Raw genomic sequence first — 21296 nt, 5'->3', positions numbered from 1 at the left:
ACGTCCCCAAGAGTCCCTCCGAATCCCTGTTCGCCACCATGCGAATAGGGGTTTTGCCGTTCTGGCGTAGGGCGTCCAGCTGGCTGGTATCGCTGGACTTCGCATCCAGCAACGCCGCCAGGTCGCCGCGCAGCGTGAGCGAGACCTCCCCACGCCGCTCCCCCGGAATCACCAGGATCGCATCGACCAGCGACCGCAGTGCCTCCGTCGCCGGCCCGACAGTCGCAGGATCGCCCAGCGCCTCTTCCAGCGCCTCCACCCGCCGGCGGTTGAGCGCCGGCAAATCCGGGTGCTTGTCCGGCACTGGCTCGGGTGTCGCCGTGGCGGCACTGCCGGCGTGCAGCGCCTCACGCCGCCGCTCCACCTCGCGCAACTCGGCTACCATGGCGGGGCTGCCGTGGCCGTCCTTGATGAATTCCAGGAGGTTGCGGACCTGTCGATCGAGCTTCGCCGCCTAGCGTGGTGCGGCGGGAGCCACGCTCCCGGTACGCCCCATTCACCTCGGCGGCGTAGGCCCTGACGAACTCCTCTACCAACTCCGGCGCCAGCAGCCGCTCCTTGAGCCCGGTCAGCACCCGGATGACCACCTTGTCGCGCGCCACCGTCCGCCGATTTGTGCAGGTGCCGCGCTCGACGTGGTTTGAGCAGCCCAGCCGGCCGCCGCTACCGATCACCGACATCGGTCCCTCGCAGAGGCCGCACCGGACCAGGCCGGCCAGGGGCCAGCGGGGACGCCGGGCGGCGGATAGTGCGAGGCCACGGTTTTCTGGCGCAGCCGGGACGACGATCCGCCGCCCGGCCTCAAGGCGCTTTTGCGCCGCGTGCCAAAGCCCGGACTCCACGATGGCCAAACCCGGCACCTGCGTGATCAGCCACGCCTCCGGTGGGTTCGGTCGCGCCACCCGCCTGTCCGTGTGAGGATCCCTGTCCCACATCTGCCGGATTCCAGACGCGCTCCCCGAGGTATAGCCGGTTGCGTAGCAGCCCGGTCTCTCGTGCAGCCCCGCCGAGGAGCAGGGACGCCGTCCAATGGCCGCCCCGTGGGCCGGGCACCGCCTCCGCGTTCAGCGCCACCGCGATAAATCGCGGCGACTGGCCGGCGACATAGCTTTCAAGAATGCGGCGAACGATCGCTGCTTCCGCCGGTTCGATCTCGAGGTCACCGGTGATCGGCGTCCCATCTGCCTGGAAGCCGCGCCGCACGCGGTAGGCGTAGGAGAGACCGCCACCGCTGCGGCCAGCGCGCACACGTCCCTCAAGGCCGCGATGCGTCTTTTGCCGCAGATCCTTCATGTTTGACGCCGACATCATCCCCTTGAAGGCGATGTGAAGGTCGTTGACCGCGCCATCCATCAAGGTCACCACGCCAACGCGGGCGAAAATTATTCTTTCGTAGAGGCCGGTCAGGTGTTCACTGTCTCGGCTCAGTCGGTCGAGCTGCTCCGACAGAACCACATCGAAGCACCCGGCACGGGCGTCGGCCAGCAAGCGCGAATAGTCCGGACGTGCCCTGATCTGGCCGGTAATCGCAAAGTAACTGTAGGTGCCGATGACCTCCCAACCCTCCTGTTCGGCCTTGGCTTGGCAGATCCGAAACTGGTCTTCAATCGAATGGTGGACTGCATGTCAGTGCTGTAGCGGGCGTAGATGGCGCAGCGCACGCTGAGGGCCTCCTTACCGGCCAGCAAAGGCCAGAGCGACGGCCAAGAGCGCGGCCACCAGCAGCAGCAGGAGCGCTGCTTCGGGGATGCTGTGAGCCCGGCGCCCGCCATTTCGGCGTGCCGAATCACGCCCCAGCGCCCGCGCCAGCGCGATCAACTCAGGCGTCCGCGCACGGGGGGCCTGGCCTCAGGCGCACCACCCCGGTCCGGCGGCACTGATTCCCGGCTCACCATGCTGGCAGGATGTTCCATCGATGCGATTCCGCCGGGGGCAGTGGTTTTGCCCCTCCCAAACCGGTCTCCGACCATCATGCCACCTCGGCGACAGCGTCAACCGCGTTCGCAATGACGCCGATCGGCGCATCGTCAGCGACACGCCTGGCGGGACTTGCCAAGCCGCGGGCAGGCTTACGATCAGGGCTTGGCCGGCGACGCTGCCCGTGAGGGCGCGTCGCAGCCGCGACGCGCCCGTCGTGCCTGGTTGTGGCTGCCGGTACCACCGCCGCAACCACGCCCTGAGTCTCCCGCTCTTTGATCAGCGCCCGCAGTAGGGCGACCTCGGCGACGCGCTCCGCATCGCTCGCGCGAAGGAGCGCGAGCTCTGCTTCAAGGTCGGCCGCCCGCCGCTCAGCCAGGGCAGACCTCTCGCCGGCCCTTGCCGCCTCGGCCAGCGCCTGGATCTGGCGTTCCTCAAACACGGCAAGTCGTTCGGCCTCAGCCCGCCGAACGATTCAGTCGCTTCGCTTGCTACGTCCATGAATTGGAGGAAGGCGTTGGGGGGAAAGGCGCGCAACTGGTCAGGCCTCGCCTGCGCCCAGGCCACGAAACGATCGATCGGCTCCTGACGGCTTGCCGGCAGGTTGCAGTGCAGCGGCGGCGCGCCGGCAGGGCGGTCCGCCAGCAGCGTCGAGTAGGCGCCGGTCAGGTAGCCATGGCAGAAGGCCCGCGCCCCCGGGTACTGGGCCAGGCCGGGACGCAACGCACAGATCTCGACGATCTCTCGCGTCTCCCGCCCGACAAAGCCGCCCGCCTCTGGACCGGTCTGAGCCAGCAGCGGAGACGACAGGGCTGCGATGGCCCAGAAGAAGGCTGTCGCGCCACGAATGCCACGCGCCATTCCGTGCCTTCCCGCATGTCTTCGCGACCGGCCAGACGCCCGGGATGGGCTCGGTTCCGGCTATTGAGAATTGGGTGCAGGTCATCACGCAGCGGCGGCGGGGACCAGCGCTGGTGAACGGGATCACTGCCCGGACCGGGCAGTGCTCAAGGCGGGTGCGCGCCCGCAGGTCGCGCCGCGGTCAGATTGCCCGTCCCTGAAGCATCGGGTGCGAGGGCGCTCACTCCGGGCTGGTTTGCAGTGTCTCGGGGTGGCGGCGTGGTATCGCCAGGGTCGAAAACCAGCTTCTGCGACCGACTACTTTTTTCCTACGCAAGGGGACCGGAGGTGTCCGGCCTTGTCCTCTGCGACAAGTGGGCGGGTCAGATGCCGACCGTCACGTATTGGCATCGTCGGTTGCGCGTCCCCGCATCCCACATCGCGCAATCGCATCAGCCCATCAAAAGCCGCCTCGGAAAACCACTCGGCAGGCGGCTTTTTCGTGTCCGCCCGCGGCGAGCAGCGCGCGTGCAATCGCCCGCCGCCCCTGCTCCGCCTTGAAGGCTCGCTCCGCATCGACCTGGGCGCCCTCCAGGCACAGCGCCGCGGCCTGCGCGGCCAGGTGCAGATCGAGTGACCGACCCCGCACCGCCTCCTCCGCGGCGCGGCAACGCAAGGGTTTCGTCGCCAGGCCGCCCAATACGATGCGCAGGTCGACGATGCGCCCCTCCTCCAGGCGAAGGGCGACAGCCACGGAGACCAGCGCAAAGGCGTAGGATTCGCGATCTCGGACCTTCAGGTAGGATGAGCGGCTCCAATGCAGCTCGGGCAGGTGCGCGGCCAGGATCAGGTCCCCAGCTCCGAGCACCGTGTCGAGATCCGGCCGCTCGCCAGGCTCGCGGTGCAGATCCTCGACCGCGACGCTCCGCCAGTTGCCATCCGCACCAACCACCGTGATGGAAGCATCGAGCGCGCTGAGCGCGACCGCGAGGTCGCCCGGATAATTGGCGATGCAGTGCGGGCTGGTACCCAGGATGGCCAGGTCCCACGTCAGCCCGCCTTCCAGCGCCGAGCAGCCGGTGCCTGGTCGTCGCTTGTTGCAAGGCGAGGCCGCGTCGCGGAAATAGGCACAGCGCGTCCGTTGCAGCAGGTTGCCGCCGATCGTCGCGGCGTTGCGGATCTGCGGGCTGGCGGATTGATTAAGCGCTTCCGCCACCGCGGTCCAGCGCGCGCGGATTGCGGGATGTGCCGCGACCTCGGCCATGGTGGCGAGCGCACCGATGCTGGCGCCCGCCCTCCCGAACAGAATCGCGGCGTGTTCGGCGCGCAGGTCCAGAATCTCGACCAGCCGCTCGGGCGCCGTCACGCCCAGCCGCATCAGGTCCACCGTTCCGGTGCCGCCCGCGAGGATCTGGGCGCCCGGGCCGGTGCCGAGGCGATGGGAGGCATCCGCGGCGTCGGCCGCGCGTTCGAAGCCGAGGTGCGTCATCGCAGCGCCCCCTGTGCCATCGCGGCCGCACCGGCCAGCAACGCCTCCACGATGTCGGGATAGGCCGCGCAGCGGCAGAGATTGCCGCTCATCGCCACGCGGATCTCCGTGGCACTGACGGCGTGCAATAGCCGCATTGCAGCGCATCGTGGTCCAGGAAGGCCTGCTGCATCGGGTGCAGCGCCTGTCCGTCTGAGAGACCCTCGATCGTCGTCACGGGCTCCCGCACGCTGGCCGCGCGTGTCAGGCAGGCCAGCACGCGACGTCCCCCGACCAGCACGGTGCAGGCTCCGCACTGGCCGCCGTTGCAGCCGCGCCTGGTGCCAATCAGGTCGAGCCCGTCCCGCAGCAGGTCCAGCAGCGTCGCGCGCGCGTCCACCGCGACCTCCCGCGGCTGGCCATTGATCCTCAGGACCAGGTCCATCACGCGGCCTCCTCGCCGGGGTTCAGATGGGGCGATGCCGCGGCCAGCCGGCGGTCGATGCGCAGGGGCAGGTCGCGCAGGCGCAATGGCGCCGGCGCCGGCCGGCAGGTCCGTCCGGTCCGTCTGCAGCGAGACATCGCCGGGATCGAGTCCCAGCGCTTCCGCCGCCAGCCTGTGCAGGCCGGTCCAGGCGCCCTGGCCCATCTCCGCCACGGTGGCGGCCACCACGGCGCGTCCGTCGCGGCCCGGCGAGACGGCGACGCTGGCGGGGAAGCGGAAGCAGGATCCGTAGGACGTCGCGATCCCATGCCCGATCAGCCGACTGTCCTGCGGCCGCAGCGTCCCGCCGCGTGGCCGCGCGCGCCAGCCAGTGGCGTCCGCGCCGGCCTCGTAGCATGCGCGCAGATGCTTGCTGGTCCAGGGCTTGCCGCTCTCCGGGTCGCGGTCGGCGTGGTTGAGCAGGCGAAGGTCGAGCGGATCCATGCCGAGGCGATGCGCCATCTCGTCCATCGCGCTTTCCAGCGCGAACACCGCGCCCGTCCCGCCTGGCGCACGCATCCAGCCCGTGCCGTTCAGGTCGAGCCGCGCGACGCGGTGCCGCAGCAGATGCGCCGCCTGCGCGTAGATCTGGCAGGACCAGCTGCCGACCGGTTCGACATACTGGCCCGCCGCGCCCACCGCGACGTCGGCCTCGACCACCAGCGCCTTCAGGCGTCCCTCACGCGTCGCGCCCAGGCGCAGCCGCTGCCGGACCTCGCCCTGGTAGGACAGCATTGAGAAGGTGTCGCCCGCCAATGATCCGGACCAGGCCTTCGAGGCCGGCCGGACGGCGACAGGCGCGGTCTGCGTCGCGCATGGGAGGGTGCCGGAGAATGGCGACCTCGCCGCACTCGCCGCAGCGGTGCCGCGGCTTGCCGGCCGGCTTGGCCCGGCCATCTGCACCGAGGAACGTGCTGCGGCAGCCGGTGCCCGCGTCCTCAACCGGTCGCGACGGAACCAGCACGTCCGGACCGGCGGTCCGCACCGCCGACCCGGCCTGAGGGAAACGGTTGCGCTGCCGGCCCTGCGTCGCCAGACTGTGCGCAGTGCAGCGGCCTGTTCGGCCTGCGAACGGGGGAGGGGCGTCGGGGTTGCGGCGAATCGGCGTGATCGTCAACCCGATCGCGGGCATGGGCGGGCGGGTCGGGCTGAAGGGCACCGACGGTGCGGCCACGCTCGCCCGCGCGCGTGAGCTCGGCGCGCGACCCGTCTCCGCCGAGCGCGCGGCGCGCGCCCTGCGCGAACTGCCGGACGGAATCGAGCTTCTTGCAGCACCCGGCGCGATGGGCGCCACTAGCTGCGCCGCCGCCGGCCGACCCTGCGCCACCCTGGACCTCTCCGCCACCGGCGCCGAGGCGACACGCGCAGCGGCGCGTGCCATGCAGGCGGCGGGCGTGGAGCTGCTGCTGTTCGCCGGCGGCGACGGCACGGCGCGGGATGTGCTGGCGGCCCTCGGCACGGCGCTGCCCATCCTCGGCATCCCGACCGGCGTGAAGATGCAATCCGCCGTCTTCGCCACCAGCCCCGCCGCCGCCGGCCGGGTCGCCGCCGCTTTCCTGCGGGATGGCCTGCTGCGGGAGGCCGAGGTCATGGATCTGGACGAGGACGCCTTGCGCGAAGGCCGTGTCAGCCCGCGCCTGCACGGTTTTGCCAAGGTGCCGCGCGAGTCCCGCCTGATGCAGGCCTGCAAGGCGGGCGCCTCCGTGCCGGATGAGGCGGCGCTGGATGCGCTGGCGCGGCGCCTGGTCGGGCAGATGCGGCAAGGCCGGCTGTACCTGCTGGGCTGCGGCACCACCACGCGCCGCATCAAGCAGGCGCTCGGCTTCGACGGGACCTTGATGGGCGTGGACGTGGCCCTGGATCGGCGCCTGCTGGCCGCCGATGTGTCGGAGGCGCAGCTGCTGCGGCTGCTGGACGAGGCGCCCGCCACCGCCATCATCGGCGTTACCGGCGGCCAGGGCTTCCTGCTCGGCCGCGGCAACCAGCAGCTCAGCCCGGCCGTGCTGCGGCGCCTGGGGCGGGAGAACATCATGGTGGTGGCGGGCGCGCAGAAACTCGCCCTGCTCGACCCCGCCTGCCTGCATGTCGATACCGGGGAGCCGGCGCTGGACGCCGCGCTCGCCGGCTACATCGCCGTGCACACCGCGCCCGGCCGCACCGCCATGCTGCGCATCGCCGCCTGACAGGAGCCTCGCATGACCACAGCCCATCCCTGGATGGCCAATTCCGTGCCCGCCATCAAGGACGCCATGCTGCGCGAGACCGGCGCGCCCTCCATCGAGGCGCTGTTCGAGCAGATCCCCGACGCCCACCGCACGAAGCACGCCTTCGCCCTGCCGCCCGCCCTGCGATCGGAGCCGGAGCTGCGCCGGCACATGCTGTCCCTGCTGGCGAAGAACCGCAGCTGCGAGGAGCTGCTTTCCTTCCTCGGCGCCGGCATCTGGCAGCACCATGTGCCAGCCATCTGCGACGAGATCGCCGGGCGCAGCGAATTCCTGACCTCGGTCTGGGGCACGCCGATGTCCGACCACGGTCGCAACCAGGCCTGGTTCGAGTTCTGCTCGCAACTCGGCGAGCTGGTCGCCTGCGACTATGTCGGCCTGCCGGTCTATTCCTGGGGCTGCGCCGCCGGCAACGCCATCCGCATGTCGTCGCGCATCAACGGCCGCCGCACGGTGCTGGTACCAGCATGGATGGACCCGGAACGCCTGGCGGTGATCCGGCAATACTGCGAGCCGGAGGCGATGCCGAGCCGCATCGCGGTGGTGACGGTGGCGATGCGAGACGGACTTCTGGACCTCGCGGACCTGCGCGGAAAGCTCGACGCCGACACCACGGCGGTGTATTTCGAGAACCCCTCCTTCCTCGGCCTGATCGAGACGCAGGGCGCGGAGATCGCCCGCCTGGCGCATGAAGCCGGGGCCTTCGTCATCACCGGCGTAGACCCCATCAGCCTCGGCGTGCTGGCGCCACCGCCCGACTACGGCGCGGACATCGTCGTCGGCACCACGCAGACGCTGGGTGCGCATATGAGCGCGGGCGGCGGCGCCGGCGGCTTCATCGCCTCGCGCGATGAGGAACGCTTCGCCCGCGAATACCCGACGCTGAACATCTCCATCACCACCACCAGCAACCCCGGCGAGCACGGCTTCGCGCTCAGCCTGTCGCACCAGTCCAGCTACGGGATGCGGGAGGAAGGCAAGGACTGGACCGGCAATTCAGTCTACCTCACCGCCATCACCAACGCCGCCTACATGACGCTGATGGGGCCGGATGGATTTTTCGAAGTTGGCGAGCTGATCCTGGCCCGCTCGCACGACGCGGCGCGGAAGCTCGACGCCATCCCGGGGATTTCCGTGCGCTGGACCGGCGGCTTCTTCCGCGAATTCGTCGTGACTTTCGCGGATCGCAGCGTGGCGCAGGTGAATGCGGCGCTGCTGGAACGCGGCATCCTCGGCGGCAAGGATCTTTCCGCGGACATTCCCGCACTCGGCCAGTCCGCGCTCTACGCGGTGACGGAAATCCATAGCCCCGGCGACATCGACAGACTTGCCGAGGCCCTGAAGGAGATCCTGCGATGAAGACCATCCAGCAGGCGAAGTGGCATGAGCCGGTGGTGATGGAACTCGGCGTGCCCGGCCGCCGCGGCATCGTCTTTCCGCGCCCGGAAACCGACACCAGCGCGCTGGTGCCGAAGGGCATGCGCCGCACCCGCAAGCCGGCGCTGCCGGAGCTGACGGAGCACGACACGCTGCGCCACTACCTGCATCTGTCGCAGCAGGTTCTCGGCATGATGGGCGTCAGCCTGTTCGGCACCTGCACCATGAAATACAACCCGCGCCTCGGCGAGGCGCTCGGCCTGCGGCCGCAGATGGCGGAAATGCACCCGCTGCAGCCCGAGGAGACCATGCAGGGCCTGCTGGAGATCGTGCACAATTTCGATCTCATCCTGCGCGAGCTGTCCGGCATGGATGGCTTCACCTTCCAGGCCGCCGGTGGCGCCGATGCCGCCTACACCCACGCCTGCGTCACCCGCGGCTGGCTGGCTGCGAAGGGTGAACTTGAACAGCGCAACGAGATCATCACCTCGATCCAGGCGCATCCCTGCAACCCCGCCACCGCGGCGACCGCCGGCTTCAAGGTGGTGACGCTGATGCTGGAGGAAAACGGTTATCCCTCCATCGAGGCGCTGAAGGCGGCGCTGTCGAACCGCACCGCGGCGCTGATGATCAACAACCCGGACGACATGGGCGTCTACAACCCGCAGATCGCGGAATGGGTCGCGCTGGTGAAGCAGGCGGGCGGGCTCGCCTTCTACGACCACGCGAACTTCAACGGCGTGATGGGCCGCATCCGCGCACGCGAACTCGGCTTCGACGCCTGCATGTTCATGCTGCACAAGACCTTCGGCGGCCCGAAGGGCGGCGGCGGGCCGGCGGTCGGCGCCTATGGCTGCTCGGCGGAACTGCTGCCCTTCCTGCCGAAGCCGGTGGTGGTGAAGCAGGATGGCCGCTACCGCCTGGACCACGACCGCGCGCAATCCGTCGGCAAGGTGCGCGAATTCCTCGGCAACCTGCACATCGTCATGCGCGCCTATCTGTGGTCGCGCGGCATGGGGGCCGATGGCATTCGCGAAGCGGCGGACCTTGCCGTGCTTGCCAACAACTACATGGAGAAGAAGCTGCTCGCGATCCCCGGCGTCGCGCGCTCCAATCCCGCCGGCAAGGCATGGCGGATGGAGATGACGCGCTACGGCCTCGGCCCGCTGAAGGAGGAGACCGGCATCGGCGTGGTGGAAGTCGGCAACCGCATGACCGACTACGGCATCGACGCGCCATGGCTCTCGCACGAGCCATGGGTGGTGCCGGAACCCTTCACGCCGGAAGCGGGCGAGTTGTGGTCGAAGGAGGATATCGACCTCTGGTGCGACGTCCTCGCCAAGGTCTGCGAGGAAGCGCGCACCAACCCGGACCTCGTCCGCACCGCCCCGCACCACGCGCCGATCGGCCGCGTGGACAGCGAGGCGCCGGAGGATCCGGCACGCTGGGCCACCACCTGGCGCGCGCATCTGCGCAAGCGCGCTGCCCGCCTCTCGCAAGCCGCCGAGTGATCCGCTTCGAGGGGCGCGCGATCCCGGCGCGGGAGGGTCAGAGCCTCGCCGCCGCGCTGACGGCCGCCGGCGTGCTGGATCTGCGCGACACGCGCCGCGGGCCCGAAGGGCGCGGCCTGTATTGCGGCATGGGCAGTTGCCAGGACTGCGTCATGGTGGTGGACGGGCTGCCGAACCGCCGCGCCTGCATGACCACCGTGGCGCCCGGCATGGTGGTGCAGCGCCAGCCGCATCCGGCACCGATCGGGCCGCGCGAGGCGGGGACGCCGCCCATCGGTTTCACTGACCTGCCGGAGGAAACGCCGGACCTGCTGGTGATCGGCGGCGGCGCCGGTGGCCTGTCCGCCGCCATCGCCGCGCGTGGCGCCGGCCTCGATGTGCTGCTGGTCGATGAACGCAGCACGCCGGGTGGCCAGTACTACAAGCAACCGGCACCGGGCCACGCGCTGCTGGATGCGCAGCAGCGCGAAGGTGCGGAACTGCTACGCGCGGCGCAGCAGGCCGGCGCGCGCATCCTGGGCGGCGTCGAGGTCTGGGGCGCCTTCGCGCCGCTGCTGTTCCTGGCCACGCAAGCCGGCCGCACGCTGCGCCTGCGCCCGCGCACTGCCATCATCGCAACCGGTGCCTATGAACGCGCCGTGCCCTTTCCGGGCTGGACGCTGCCAGGGGTGATGACGACGGGGGCGGCGCAGACGCTGTGGCGCAGCCATCGCACGCTGCCGGGCGCGCGGGTGCTGGTGGCGGGCAACGGGCCGCTGAACCTCCAGGTGGCGCTGGAACTCGCGGCCGGTGGCGGGCAGGTGGTGGCGGTGGCGGAGGCCGCACATGGCATACGGCCTGCGGCACTGGCTCGCATGGCCGCCGCCTCGCCGGCCCTTGCGGCGAAGGGCGTGGCGATGCTGGCGGCGCTGCGCCGGCGCGGCATCCCGCTGCTGCGCGGCACCGTGCTCCACCGCGTCACCCGCGACGGCGCGCTGCACGCGGAACTTTCCGACGGCCGCCGCTTCGCCGTCGACGCCGTGCTGTGCGGCCACGGCTTCGCGCCCGAGGATGCGCTGCTGCGTGCCTTCGAGACGGAGGGCCACCCGCCCAACCTCTTCGCCGTCGGCGATGCCACCGGCCTCGGCGGTGCACCGGCAGCGCGGGAGGAGGGGCGGCTGGCCGGCCTCGCAGCCGCCCGACTGCTGGGCCACGCCGTGCCGGAGGACCGTGCCGCGCAGCGCCGCCTGGCGCGCCACCGGGCCTTCCAGGCGGCGCTCTGGCAGGTCTTCCGCGCGCCATTCCCCGGGCTGTCCCTGGCGACAGCCGACACCATCCTGTGCCGCTGCGAGGAGGTGACGCTCGGCGAGGTGGAGGCGGCGCTGCCCTGCGACCTCGGCGCGCTGAAGCGCCGCACCCGCTGCGGCATGGGGCGATGCCAGGGCCGTGCCTGCGCGCCACTGCTCGCGGACCTGCTTGGTACAACCGTGGCCTTCGCACCACGTGCGCCGACGCGCCCGGTCCGCATCTCCGACCTCACCGCGTGACGCACGACATCGCCATCATCGGCGGCGGCATCATCGGCCTGTGCCTGGCGCGTGACCTGGCGCGGGAGGGCCAGGACGTGGTGCTGATCGATTCCGGCCACCACGCCGGCACCACCGTCAATGCCGGCAGCCTGCACGTGCAGATGCAGTCGCGCTTCCTGCGCATGTATCCGGAGCTGGTGCCGAACCTCGAAGCCTCGCTGCCGCTGTATCCCGCCGCCGTGCGAAGCTGGCAGGCGCTGGCCACCGACCTCGGCGCGGAGTTCGAACTGCGCCGCTCCGGCGGGCTGATGGTGTGCGAGACGCCGGAGCACTACGAATTCCTCGCCCGCAAATGCACCCGCGAGCGCGAGCTGGGCCTGGATGTGGAGATGTTGGACCGCGCCGCGCTGCGCCGCATCGCGCCCTATCTCGGCGAGGCCGTTCACGGCGCGGAATTCTGCGCCGACGAGGGCAAGCTGAACCCGCTGCTGGCCAACGAGGCGCTGCGCCGCGACCTGCACGCACGCGCCGTGCCGCACCACGCGAACACCAGGGTCACGCGCATCGAGCCGCAGCCGGATGCCATGCTGCTGCACTGCGCCGGCGGGGAGGTGGTGCGGGCCGGGCGTGCCGTGCTGGCCTCGGGCGCCGGCACCGCGGGCCTCGCCGCCTCGCTCGGCCTGCATGTGCCGGTGGTGGCGGAGCCGCTGCACATGAACATCACGGAGGCCGCCGCGCCGCTGATCCTGCACCTGGTGCAGCATGCGGAGCGCATGATCACGTTGAAGCAGCTCGCCGCCGGCCAGGTCGTGATCGGCGGCGGCTGGCCGGCGCGGTTCAGCGGCGCACAGGATTTTCCGACGGTGGAGCCGGCGTCGCTGATCGGCAACCTGTCACTGGCGCAGCACATCGTGCCGCCGATCGGCGACCTGCGGCTGCTGCGAAGCTGGGCCGGCGTGAATACCACCGCGGATGGCCAGTGCATCCTTGGTCCGCTGCCCGGCGAGCCGCGCGTGCATGTGGCGGTGCCCGGCGACGCCGGCTACACGCTTGGCCCATTGGTCGCGGCCATGGCCGCCGCACTTCTATTGGGCCGTGATCCCGGCTTCGATGTCGCGCGCTTCACCGCCGCGCGATTCAGTCCCGCAGCGACCGGTTGATGCGCTCCGCCGCCGCCAGGATCTCCGGCAGAAAGCGGCTGTGCAACACCTCCGGCGTCACCCGCGCGCTCGGGCCGCAGACGTTGAGCGCGGCGATCACGGCGCCGCCCGGCGCGCGCAACGGCACGGAGACGGAGCGCAGCCCGACTTCCAACTCCTCATCCACCATCGACCAGCCATCGCGCCGCACATCCTCGATCAACGCGCGCAGCTTCGGGCGGGACGTCACTGTGTTGTCCGTGAAGGCCACCGGCTTCATCGCCGCCAGCGCCTGCGCCAGCGCCACGTCGGGCAGCCCCGCCAACAGCACGCGACCGACGGAAGTGCAGTACGCCGGCAGCCGGCGCCCGACCGCAATGCCCACCGCAACCACGCGACCGGGGGAGGGCGCATGCGCGACGTAAAGCGCATCCTGCCCGTCCAGCACCGCGGCGAAGGCGGCCTCGCCCAGCTTCGCCGCAAGCTCCGCCATGATCGGCCGCGCGATGTCCCACAGTCCCAGCGACGCCACCGCCGAATGGCCGAGTTCCAGCAGCTTCGCCGTCGGCCGGAACAACGCGCCCTCCTGTTCCATGTAGCCCGCCTGGCGGAAGGTCAGCAGGAAGCGGCGCGCCGTGGCACGGCTGAGTCCGGTGCGGTCCGCCACCTGGGACAGCGTCTGCCGTGGCGTGTGGCGGTCGAAGCTGCGCAGCACATCCAGCGCGCGCAGCACGGATTGCACGATCTCCCGGTCCTCGCCCCGCGGCGTCGCCTGCGGCTCCGCCAGGTGCAGGTCGCGGGGCATCGCATCATCCATCGGGCAGGCTCCGGCTGTTCGCTGGGCGAACACTGGCGCTGAAAAACTGAGGCGTCAACGCTGTTGCCCCCTTGCGGAGGCGTCACAACGCGTTTCACACTGCGGTCACTCGTTCGCCTGGCGGTCGCCGCCGATGGCGACGCCGCGTGAGGGAGGGAACGAGACATGACGGATTTCAGCCGCCGCAGCCTGGGATTGGGATTGGGTGCCGCAGCCATCGCGGGCGCCGTGGCGCGCCCCGCCGAGGCGCAGCAGACGACGTTGCGCTGGTGGTCGCCGCAGACCGCGCCGGCGCAGCGCGAAGCCTACAACTTCCAGATCCGCACCTTCGAGGAAGCCAACCCTGGCGTGCGCGTGGTGTTCGAGGCGACCTCTGACGAGGGCTATCCGGCGCAGATGGCGGCCGCCTTCGCCTCGGGCCAGGTGCCTTCCGTGGTGACGCACCTGCCGCATTTCGCGGTGGCGACCTACTGGCAGAACAACCTGCTGGAGCCGATGAACGACGTCATCGAGGCGGTCGGCACGGCGAACTACTACGAGGGGGCCAACCGCATCTATGAGATCACGCCCGGCCAGTATGCCGGCACGGGCATCGGCAGTTCCGCCGCCAACATGATGTGGCTGCGCCGCGACCTGATGCAGGCCGCCGGCATCGGCGCCGCGCCGCGCACCTGGGACGAATTGCGCGACGCCTGCCGCAGGATGCAGCGCGGCGGCGTCTTCGGCGCACCGCTGCCCTATGCGCGCAATTCGATGACCAGCCTGATCTTCGTCTGCTTCGTGCACGGCGCCGGCGGTCAGGTGTTCACGCCGGACCTGCAGGTGGCGGTGGACAGCGACAGTTTCCGCAACGCGCTGGAATTCTACAAGTCGATGCGGGAATTCTGCCCGCCGGGTGCCACCAACTATTCCTGGGGCGAGAGCCTGACGGCCTTCGTCGCCGGCGCCACCGCAACCGGCATCTACACCGGACGTGTTCTTGCCAACGTCGCCGCGCAGAACCCGCGCATCGCGGACAGCGTGACCTGTGCGCAATACCCCACCATCTCCGCCAGCGTGCCGCACTGGACCTTCAACGACTTCCCATCGGTCATGATCCCGAAGGTGGCGCCGAACATGGCGCTGGCGAAGCGCTTCGCGGCACACCTGTTCCGCGCCGATGGCTACATCCGCCAGTTGCACGCGGCGCCGGGGCATGTGCTGCCGGTGCTGAAGACGATCTCCGCCATGCCGCAGTACCAGGAGAACGCGCTGATCACGAAGTACCGCGCGGAGGTCGACCTGATGTCGTCCTCCGCCGCGTCCGGCCACAACCTCGGCTGGGAATCCACCACGCACAAGCCGAACACCTCCGCCGGCCGCATCATCGCGAGCCACGTGCTGGCCGAGGCGGTGCAGCGCTACGTCGTCAACAACGAGCTGATGGCCGCGGTGGTCTCCACCACGGCGCAGCGGCTTGAGCAGATCATGCGCGGCTGAACCGCGTCGCCATGAATCCGCTGGTATGAATCCGCTCGATCGGCGCGACGCCTGGCTGGGGGTGATGCTCATCGCCCCCAGCGTGCTGATCTTCTGCGCCGTCATCGTCTATCCGCTGGTCTCGGCCATCTATCTCAGCCTGTTCAACATCTACACGCCAACGCTGCGCGGCAACTTCGTCGGCCTGCAGAACTACGCGGAGCTGTTCGCGGGCCAGGAATTCTGGCGCTCGCTGTTCAACACGCTGGTCTGGACGGTGTGCACGCTGACGCTGCAGGTGGTCTTCGGCATCGCCGCCGCGCTGATGCTGCACCAGGCCATCGTCTTCCGCGCGCTGGCGCGCAGCCTGATCCTGTTCCCGTACTTCGTCTCCACCGTCGTCGCCGTGCTGGTCTGGCGCTGGCTGTTCAACGACCTCTACGGCATCCTGAACCACATGATGATGTGGGCCGGCATCCTGGACATGCCGCTGGACTGGCTCGGCTCCATGCCGAACGCGATGGTCAGCATCGTGCTGGTCGGCGCCTGGAAGTACTTCCCCTTCGTCGTCATAGCCGTGCTGGCACGGTTGCAGACCATTCCGGACCAGCTCTACGAGGCGGCGACCATCGACGGTGCCGGCGCCTGGAGCCGCTTCTGGGACGTGACGCTGCCGCAGTTGAAGGACGTGCTGCTGGTTGTCGTGCTGCTGCGCGCCATCTGGGACTTCAAGGAATTCGACCTGATCTTCCTGATGACCGGCGGCGGGCCGCTGATCGCCACGCAGACCCTGCCGCTGATGGTCTACAAGGAAGCCTTCGGCATGGACGCCATGGGCCGTGCCACCGCCGTCGCCGTCGCGATGATGCTGGTGATGCTGGTCTTCATGGTGCTGTACCTGCGCCGTGCGAAGGCCGACCGATGAGGCGCATCCTGTTCAACCTGATGGCCTGGACCATCGTTCTGGTCACGGCCTTCCCGCTGCTGTGGATGCTGATCACGTCGGTGAAGCCGCAGTTCGAGCTGTTCCGCATGCCGCCGACCTTCTGGCCGGAGCAGATCACCTTCGAACACTACACGCGCCTGCTGTGGGAAACGCCGTTCCTCACCTTCATGCGCAACTCCCTGGTTCTGTCGGTCTCCACCACCATCCTCGTCGTGCTGGTGGCGACGCTGGGCGCGCACAGCCTGGTGCGCTTCCGCTATCCCGGGCGGGACCGCCTGGCGCAGCTCGTGCTGTTCACCTACCTGCTGCCGTCCGTCGTGCTGATCCTGCCGCTCTACCTGATGATGGTCTGGCTCGGCGTCGCCAATTCGCTGCTCAGCCTGGTCATCGCCTATACCAGCTTCGCGCTGCCCTATGCGCTGTGGCTGCTGCGCAGCTTCATGCAGGGCATCCCGGATGATCTGGAGGCCGCGGCGCTCGTCGATGGCGCCACGCGGATGGAGGCGTTCGTCGATGTCATCCTGCCGCAGGCGCTGCCAGGCATCATCTCCACCTGCCTCTTCACCTTCATCCTGTCCTGGAACGAGTACCTGTATGCGCTGGTGCTGGTGAACACGGACGAGGCGCGACCGCTGACGACCGGTGTGATGAGCATGCTGGTCAGCGCCTTCAACATCGAATGGTCCCTGCTGATGGCGGCTTCCGTCATGATGAGCCTGCCGCTCATCATCATCTTCGCCTTTCTGCAAAGCTACCTGACGCGCGGCTTCGGCGCCGGGGGCGTGAAGGGGTGAGCGCGGCCGAAGTTACCTTCGCGAAGATCCACAAATCCTTCGGCGGCGCCGTCGCGGTCCGCGAGCTCGACCTGGCGATTCGCGCCGGAGAATTCATCTCGCTGCTCGGCCCCTCGGGCTGCGGCAAGACCACCAGCCTCCGGATGCTGGCGGGGCTGGAGTTCCCGACCAGCGGCACCATCAGCATCGGCGGCCGCGTGGTGAACGATATCGCACCGGGCAAGCGTGACGTTGCCATGGTGTTCCAGTCCTACGCGCTGTACCCGCACATGACGGTGGGCGAGAACATCGCCTACCCGCTGAAGAAGCAGGGCCTGGCGCGCGCCGAACGCGAGGCGCAGGTGCGGCGCATCGCGGAGATGCTGAAGCTGGAGGCGCTTCTGACCCGCAAGCCGCGACAGCTTTCCGGCGGCCAGCAGCAGCGCGTCGCCCTTGGCCGCGCCCTGGTCCGCAGCCCGAAGGTCTTCCTGCTCGATGAGCCGCTCTCGAACCTCGATGCCAAGCTGCGCGCGCATATGCGCGCCGAGTTGATCGAGCTGCACCGATCCCTTGGCCGCACCTTCGTCTATGTCACGCACGACCAGCTCGAGGCGATGACGATGTCCGACCGCATCGCGGTGATGGAGGGTGGCGAACTTCGGCAATTCGCGCCGCCGCGGGAGGTCTATGACCGCCCCGCCAACCTTTTCGTCGCCGGCTTCATCGGCACGCCGCCGATGAACATCCTGCACGGCAATTTCGCGGACGGACGCTTTCATCATCCCGCCATGACGATCCCCTTCCGGCCTGCCGGAACCCCGACGAAGGTTGCGCTGGGCGTGCGGCCGGAGGATGTGCTGCTGGGCCAGGGCCCGCACCGCGCCATCGTGCGCGTGGTGGAACCCACGGGGCACGAGACGATCGTCATGCTCGATGCCGGTGGCTCCCCGCTCACCGCCCGCGCATCGGCTGAATCCGGCCTGCGTGCCGGTGAGGTCGTTCCCTTCGACCTGCGCCCGGACCGGCTGCACCTGTTCGATGCCACCACCACGCTGCGCCTCGATGCGCGAGAGGAAGTCACCCCGTGAACCGCGATGACGTCGACTGGTCGGGCCCGATGCCCGCGCTCACCACGCCCTTCCACGCCGATGGCCGCATCGACAGCGCCGGCTTCCGCGCCAACGTCACCCGCATGCTGGATGCCGGCGCCACCGGCATCGTCGCGGTCGGCTGCACTGGGGAGTTCTGGGCGCTGAGCCTCGATGAACGGAAGGCGCTCTACGCCGAGGCCGTCGCCGCCACCGCCGGCCGCGGCACCGTCATCGTCGGCACCGGCTGCATCGGGGAGGCTGATACCATCGCGCTGGCGCGGCACGCGAAGGAAGTCGGCGCCGATGGCGTGCTGGTGCTGCCGCCCTATTTCGTGAAGCTGTCGGATGACGAGATCTTCGCGCACTACAAGGCCGTGTCGGATGCCATCGACCTGCCGATTGCGGTCTACAACATCCCCGGCAACGCGGTGAACGCCATCAGCCCCGCCTTGGCCGACCGGCTGGCGGATCTGGAGAAGGTCGTCGCCATCAAGGAATCCTCCGGCGACTGGAACAACTTCTACGGCACGATGCTGGCCGTGAAGAACCGGCTGCGCGTGTTCTGCGGCCCGTCCTCCGTCTTCGGCGTGCCCGCTGTGGCGCTGGGTGCCGATGGCACGGTGGATTGCTTCCCGAATGTCTGGACCGGCTGCCTCGACCTGTTCTACGCCGCGCGTGACGGCAAGCCGGAAGCGGCCGCCCTGCAGGAAACCGGGCGCCGCATGACGGACCTGTTCACCTCCGGCGGCCGCACGCTGTATCCCGCGACCAAGGCGGCGATGGACATGCTGGGCTTCGCCGGCGGCGGCGTGCCGCGCCCGCCGCTGCGTTCGCTGTCCGGTGCGCCACTTGACGGGCTGCGCAGCGGCCTTGTCGAACTGGGGCTGCTGTAGATGGATCTCGGCATCAGGGGACGCCACGCCATCGTCTGCGGCGGCAGCCGCGGCCTGGGCGAGGGCTGCGCTCGGTCCCTGGCGAAGGAGGGTGTGAACCTCACCATCGTCGCGCGGGGTGTGGAGGCGCTGGAGGCGACCGCCGAGGCTCTGCGCCGCGAGACCGGCGTCGCGGTGCAGACCGTGGCGGCGGATGTCAATGCGGCGGAGGGTCGCGACGCCATCCTCGCGGCCTGTCCGACACCGGATATCCTGGTGTGCAATCCGGGCGTCCGCCAGGTTCCCGGCAATTTCCGCGAATGGGAGCGGGCGGAGTGGCTGTACTGGTGGGACGTGCATTTCCACTCCTCGATGGACCTCATCGCCCGCGTCACGCCCGGCATGGCGGACCGAAAATTCGGGCGCGTCGTCAGCATCTCCGTCAGCTTCATCAAGTTTCCGCAGATCGGCTTCGCGCATTCGCACGCGGCGCGCGTCGCGCTGTCCGGTGCCATCGGCTCCATCGCGCGGGAACTCATCCCGCACAACGTCACCGTCAACACCGTCTGCCCCGGCCTGTTCGATACCGACGCGCTGCGCACCAACCTGCACGGCCACGCCGCCCGTCGCGGCACGACCTATGAGGCGATGGTCGCCGACCGCATCGGCAGTTGCCCCGCCGGCCGCTTCGCCGACCCATCCGAGAATGGCGACCTGGTCGCCTTCCTGTGCAGCGCGCAGGCCGGCTTCATGACGGCGCAGAACCTGGTCAATGATGGCGGCGTCTACCAGGGCCTGTTCTGATCATGCGCGATGCGGAACTGCTGCGCCCGGAAGGCCGCGTCGTCGCCCTCTCCGGTGCCTCTCGCGGCCTCGGCGCCGCCATCGCGCAGCGATTGCACGCGGAGGGCTACACGCTGGCGCTCGGCCTGCGCGACGTGGCCGCCACCCGCCGCAAGCTCGGCGAGGACCGCATCAGCTATCACCGCCACGACGCCGCCGAACCGGCCACGGCGGAGGCCTGGATCGACGCCGTGGTGGAACGCCACGGCCGCCTCGACGCCCTCATCAACAACGCCGGAATCCTGCGCCGCGTGACGTGGGAGGAGGGCGGGGAAGCGGAACTGGACGAGCTTTGGACGGTCAACGTGAAGGCGCCGTTCCGCGCCACGCGCCGCGCCCTGCCGCATCTGCGCGCGGCCGGGCATGGCCGCGTCGTCAACATCGCCTCCACCGACGGCAAGCGCATCCGCGACCCCTCCGTCTCCATCGGCTACGCCATGACGAAACACGCCCTTGTCGCGCTCAGCCAGGCGGCGAAGTTCGCGGGTTGGGAGGATGGCGTGCGCGTCACCGCGCTGTGTCCCGGCGCCATCGACACGGAATTGCTGGCGGGCCTGCCTGGCGTTTCCTCCACGCGGCTTTCGCCGGCGACGGTCGCGGAAATCGTGGCGCTGCTGCTGCGCCTTCCGGACACCGCGACGATCGCCGAGCTAGTCGTCAACACCCGTCTTGAACACACGTTGTAGGAGGATCCCTCATGGCCGACCTGCCCGTCGCCGTCTCCACCTTCCCCTACCTCTACTCGCATGACGGCCTCGGCGCGTTGCGCCACCTGCACGCGCAGGGCCACAAGGCCTTCGAGATGATGGTCTTCCCGCCGCATTGCTGGCCGTCCGAACTGACGCCATCCAGGCGCCGGGAATACAAGGCCTGGCTCGGTGACACCGGCTGCGCCATCACCTCCTTCTGCTACCCGCTGCTCGACAACAACCCGAACAGCACCGACGCGAAGATGCGCCGCTACACGCTGGACCGGTACCGGGAAGCGATCGACCTCTCGGCCGATTGGGGCTGCCCCTATGTCTGCGCCATCCCCGGCCCGGTGAATTCGCTGATCGACCCGCCGGTCGATTGGATGCGCGCCTGGTTCATCGAGGGCATGCGCGAGCTTGTCGATTTCGCGAAGGGCTCCGGCGTCGAGATCATCCTCGAGAACGTGCCCTTCACCTTCCTGCCGACGGCACGCGACATGCTGGAGGTGGCGCAGGAAATCGGCCCGGAGGTCGGGCTGAACTTCGATGTCTGCAACAGCGCCTACATCAGGGAAGACGTGCCCGCCGCCATCCGCATGATGGGCAGCCGCCTGAAGAACGTCCACATCTCCGACAGCGGTTATGAGGTCTTCAAGCACAACCGCCTCGGCACCGGCATCGTCCAGCCCGGCCCCGCCGGCGCCGCGCTGCGGGAGATCGGCTACACCGGCATGACGGTGCTCGAGATCATCACCGATGCGACCAAGCCCGGCGCCGACCCGGATGGTGACATCCGCGCCAGCCATGCGATCCTCGCGCAGCATGGCTGGGCCGCCGCCTGACGCCGCCGCCCGACGCCGAGGGAGACCACGAGCATGACTGCCGAACGCCGCCTCGCCGAACTCGGCCTCACTTTGCCCAGCGCCCCAGCCCCGCTGGCCAACTATGTGCCCTGGCGCATCGGTGGCGGGCTGCTGTTCCTGTCCGGCGTCGGGCCGCGGCGCGCCGATGGCAGCTCCGTCACCGGCGTGCTCGGCGGCGACCTGACGGTGGCGCAGGGCTACGACGCCGCACGGCTCTGCGGGCTGAACCTGCTGGCCAACATGCGCACCGCCCTCGGCACGCTGGACCGCGTGGACACCATCCTCAAGGTCCTCGGCATGGTCCGCGCCGGCCTCGACTTCGGCGAGCAGCCGGAGGTCATCAACGGCTGCACCGACCTGTTCGTGGAGGTGTTCGGCGATGCCGGCCGCCCGGCGCGGTCCGCCGTCGGCATGGGCAGCCTGCCGCGCGGCATCGCGGTGGAGATCGAGGCGGTGGTGCTGATCCGCGGCTGAG

The 21296-nt window shown here is 69.7% G+C and carries 19 protein-coding genes and 3 pseudogenes; 14 read left to right on the top strand and 8 right to left on the bottom strand.

Annotated elements, in window-relative coordinates; translation table 11 throughout:
* From ACFHPP_RS16415 to ACFHPP_RS16385, 7 genes and pseudogenes are all read right to left on the bottom strand, one after another.
* A pseudogene (locus ACFHPP_RS16415) lies at positions 1-385 on the bottom strand (hypothetical protein); the annotation flags it as partial.
* Positions 348-842: a zinc ribbon domain-containing protein gene (locus ACFHPP_RS16410; RefSeq protein WP_437164326.1), complete on the bottom strand. Its 495-nt coding sequence runs from the start codon at positions 840-842 to the stop codon at positions 348-350. The gene ACFHPP_RS16410 and the pseudogene ACFHPP_RS16415, both read right to left, overlap by 38 nt.
* Complete coding sequence (locus tag ACFHPP_RS16405) at positions 802-1608, bottom strand: recombinase family protein (RefSeq protein ID WP_437164325.1); 807 nt, start codon at positions 1606-1608, stop codon at positions 802-804. The genes ACFHPP_RS16410 and ACFHPP_RS16405 overlap by 41 nt, the downstream gene beginning before the upstream one ends.
* A 588-nt stretch (positions 1609-2196) precedes the next feature.
* On the bottom strand, positions 2197-2778 hold the full coding sequence (locus tag ACFHPP_RS16400) for a hypothetical protein (protein WP_437164323.1): 582 nt from the start codon (positions 2776-2778) through the stop codon (positions 2197-2199).
* A 439-nt stretch (positions 2779-3217) separates the two neighbouring features.
* Entirely contained in the window at positions 3218-4246 is a 1029-nt protein-coding gene (locus ACFHPP_RS16395) for an FAD binding domain-containing protein (protein WP_437164322.1), read from the bottom strand.
* Between the two features lie 98 nt (positions 4247-4344).
* A pseudogene (locus ACFHPP_RS16390) lies at positions 4345-4542 on the bottom strand (hypothetical protein); the annotation flags it as partial.
* A 2-nt stretch (positions 4543-4544) separates the two neighbouring features.
* Positions 4545-5444, bottom strand: a pseudogene (locus tag ACFHPP_RS16385) (molybdopterin cofactor-binding domain-containing protein); the annotation flags it as partial.
* A 356-nt stretch (positions 5445-5800) separates the two neighbouring features.
* Here ACFHPP_RS16385 and ACFHPP_RS16380 point away from each other — a divergent pair.
* The 5 genes from ACFHPP_RS16380 to ACFHPP_RS16360 are packed head-to-tail and all read left to right on the top strand — an operon-like array spanning position 5801 to position 12487.
* The gene (locus ACFHPP_RS16380; RefSeq protein WP_437164321.1) at positions 5801-6892 is read left to right on the top strand and encodes an ATP-NAD kinase family protein; all 1092 of its coding nucleotides are present in this window, start codon (positions 5801-5803) and stop codon (positions 6890-6892) included.
* A 12-nt stretch (positions 6893-6904) separates the two neighbouring features.
* A complete protein-coding gene (gcvPA, locus tag ACFHPP_RS16375; protein ID WP_437164320.1) occupies positions 6905-8290 on the top strand; it encodes an aminomethyl-transferring glycine dehydrogenase subunit GcvPA in 1386 nt (461 codons plus the stop codon).
* Entirely contained in the window at positions 8287-9819 is a 1533-nt protein-coding gene (gene gcvPB, locus ACFHPP_RS16370) for an aminomethyl-transferring glycine dehydrogenase subunit GcvPB (protein WP_437164319.1), read from the top strand. Before gcvPA ends, gcvPB begins: the two co-directional genes overlap by 4 nt.
* Positions 9816-11345: an FAD-dependent oxidoreductase gene (locus ACFHPP_RS16365; protein ID WP_437164318.1), complete on the top strand. Its 1530-nt coding sequence runs from the start codon at positions 9816-9818 to the stop codon at positions 11343-11345. Before gcvPB ends, ACFHPP_RS16365 begins: the two co-directional genes overlap by 4 nt.
* Entirely contained in the window at positions 11342-12487 is a 1146-nt protein-coding gene (locus ACFHPP_RS16360; protein ID WP_437164317.1) for an NAD(P)/FAD-dependent oxidoreductase, read from the top strand. The genes ACFHPP_RS16365 and ACFHPP_RS16360 overlap by 4 nt, the downstream gene beginning before the upstream one ends.
* Here ACFHPP_RS16360 and ACFHPP_RS16355 read toward each other — a convergent pair.
* Positions 12465-13283 (bottom strand): IclR family transcriptional regulator domain-containing protein, encoded by an 819-nt coding sequence (locus tag ACFHPP_RS16355; RefSeq protein WP_437164316.1) that lies wholly within the window; start codon positions 13281-13283, stop codon positions 12465-12467. The genes ACFHPP_RS16360 and ACFHPP_RS16355 overlap by 23 nt on opposite strands.
* Before the next feature lie 165 nt (positions 13284-13448).
* Between ACFHPP_RS16355 and ACFHPP_RS16350 the strand changes: the two genes are divergently transcribed.
* Genes ACFHPP_RS16350 through ACFHPP_RS16310 form a run of 9 tightly spaced genes read left to right on the top strand, consistent with a single transcriptional unit; the run spans position 13449 to position 21295 of the window.
* Positions 13449-14762, top strand: a complete 1314-nt coding sequence (locus ACFHPP_RS16350; protein ID WP_437164315.1) for an ABC transporter substrate-binding protein — start codon at positions 13449-13451, stop codon at positions 14760-14762.
* A gap of 25 nt (positions 14763-14787) precedes the next feature.
* Complete coding sequence (locus ACFHPP_RS16345; protein ID WP_437164314.1) at positions 14788-15666, top strand: carbohydrate ABC transporter permease; 879 nt, start codon at positions 14788-14790, stop codon at positions 15664-15666.
* The gene (locus ACFHPP_RS16340; protein ID WP_437164313.1) at positions 15663-16481 is read left to right on the top strand and encodes a carbohydrate ABC transporter permease; all 819 of its coding nucleotides are present in this window, start codon (positions 15663-15665) and stop codon (positions 16479-16481) included. The genes ACFHPP_RS16345 and ACFHPP_RS16340 overlap by 4 nt, the downstream gene beginning before the upstream one ends.
* Positions 16478-17548 (top strand): ABC transporter ATP-binding protein, encoded by a 1071-nt coding sequence (locus ACFHPP_RS16335; protein ID WP_437164312.1) that lies wholly within the window; start codon positions 16478-16480, stop codon positions 17546-17548. The genes ACFHPP_RS16340 and ACFHPP_RS16335 overlap by 4 nt, the downstream gene beginning before the upstream one ends.
* Complete coding sequence (locus ACFHPP_RS16330; RefSeq protein ID WP_437164311.1) at positions 17545-18444, top strand: dihydrodipicolinate synthase family protein; 900 nt, start codon at positions 17545-17547, stop codon at positions 18442-18444. Before ACFHPP_RS16335 ends, ACFHPP_RS16330 begins: the two co-directional genes overlap by 4 nt.
* Positions 18445-19227, top strand: coding sequence for an SDR family oxidoreductase (locus ACFHPP_RS16325; protein ID WP_437164310.1), 783 nt, complete (start codon positions 18445-18447; stop codon positions 19225-19227).
* Positions 19228-19229: 2 nt separating this feature from the next.
* A complete protein-coding gene (locus ACFHPP_RS16320; protein WP_437164309.1) occupies positions 19230-19952 on the top strand; it encodes an SDR family NAD(P)-dependent oxidoreductase in 723 nt (240 codons plus the stop codon).
* A gap of 11 nt (positions 19953-19963) precedes the next feature.
* The gene (locus ACFHPP_RS16315; protein WP_437164308.1) at positions 19964-20800 is read left to right on the top strand and encodes a sugar phosphate isomerase/epimerase family protein; all 837 of its coding nucleotides are present in this window, start codon (positions 19964-19966) and stop codon (positions 20798-20800) included.
* Between the two features lie 33 nt (positions 20801-20833).
* A complete protein-coding gene (locus ACFHPP_RS16310; RefSeq protein WP_437164307.1) occupies positions 20834-21295 on the top strand; it encodes a RidA family protein in 462 nt (153 codons plus the stop codon).
* The last annotated feature ends 1 nt before the right edge of the window (position 21296 follow it).

Origin of the sequence: Falsiroseomonas sp. E2-1-a20, assembly GCF_051433195.1 — a bacterium.
GTDB lineage: Bacteria > Pseudomonadota > Alphaproteobacteria > Acetobacterales > Acetobacteraceae > Falsiroseomonas.
The sequence above is the reverse complement of the archived record's forward strand: the minus strand, read 5'-3'. Positions and strand labels throughout refer to the sequence as shown.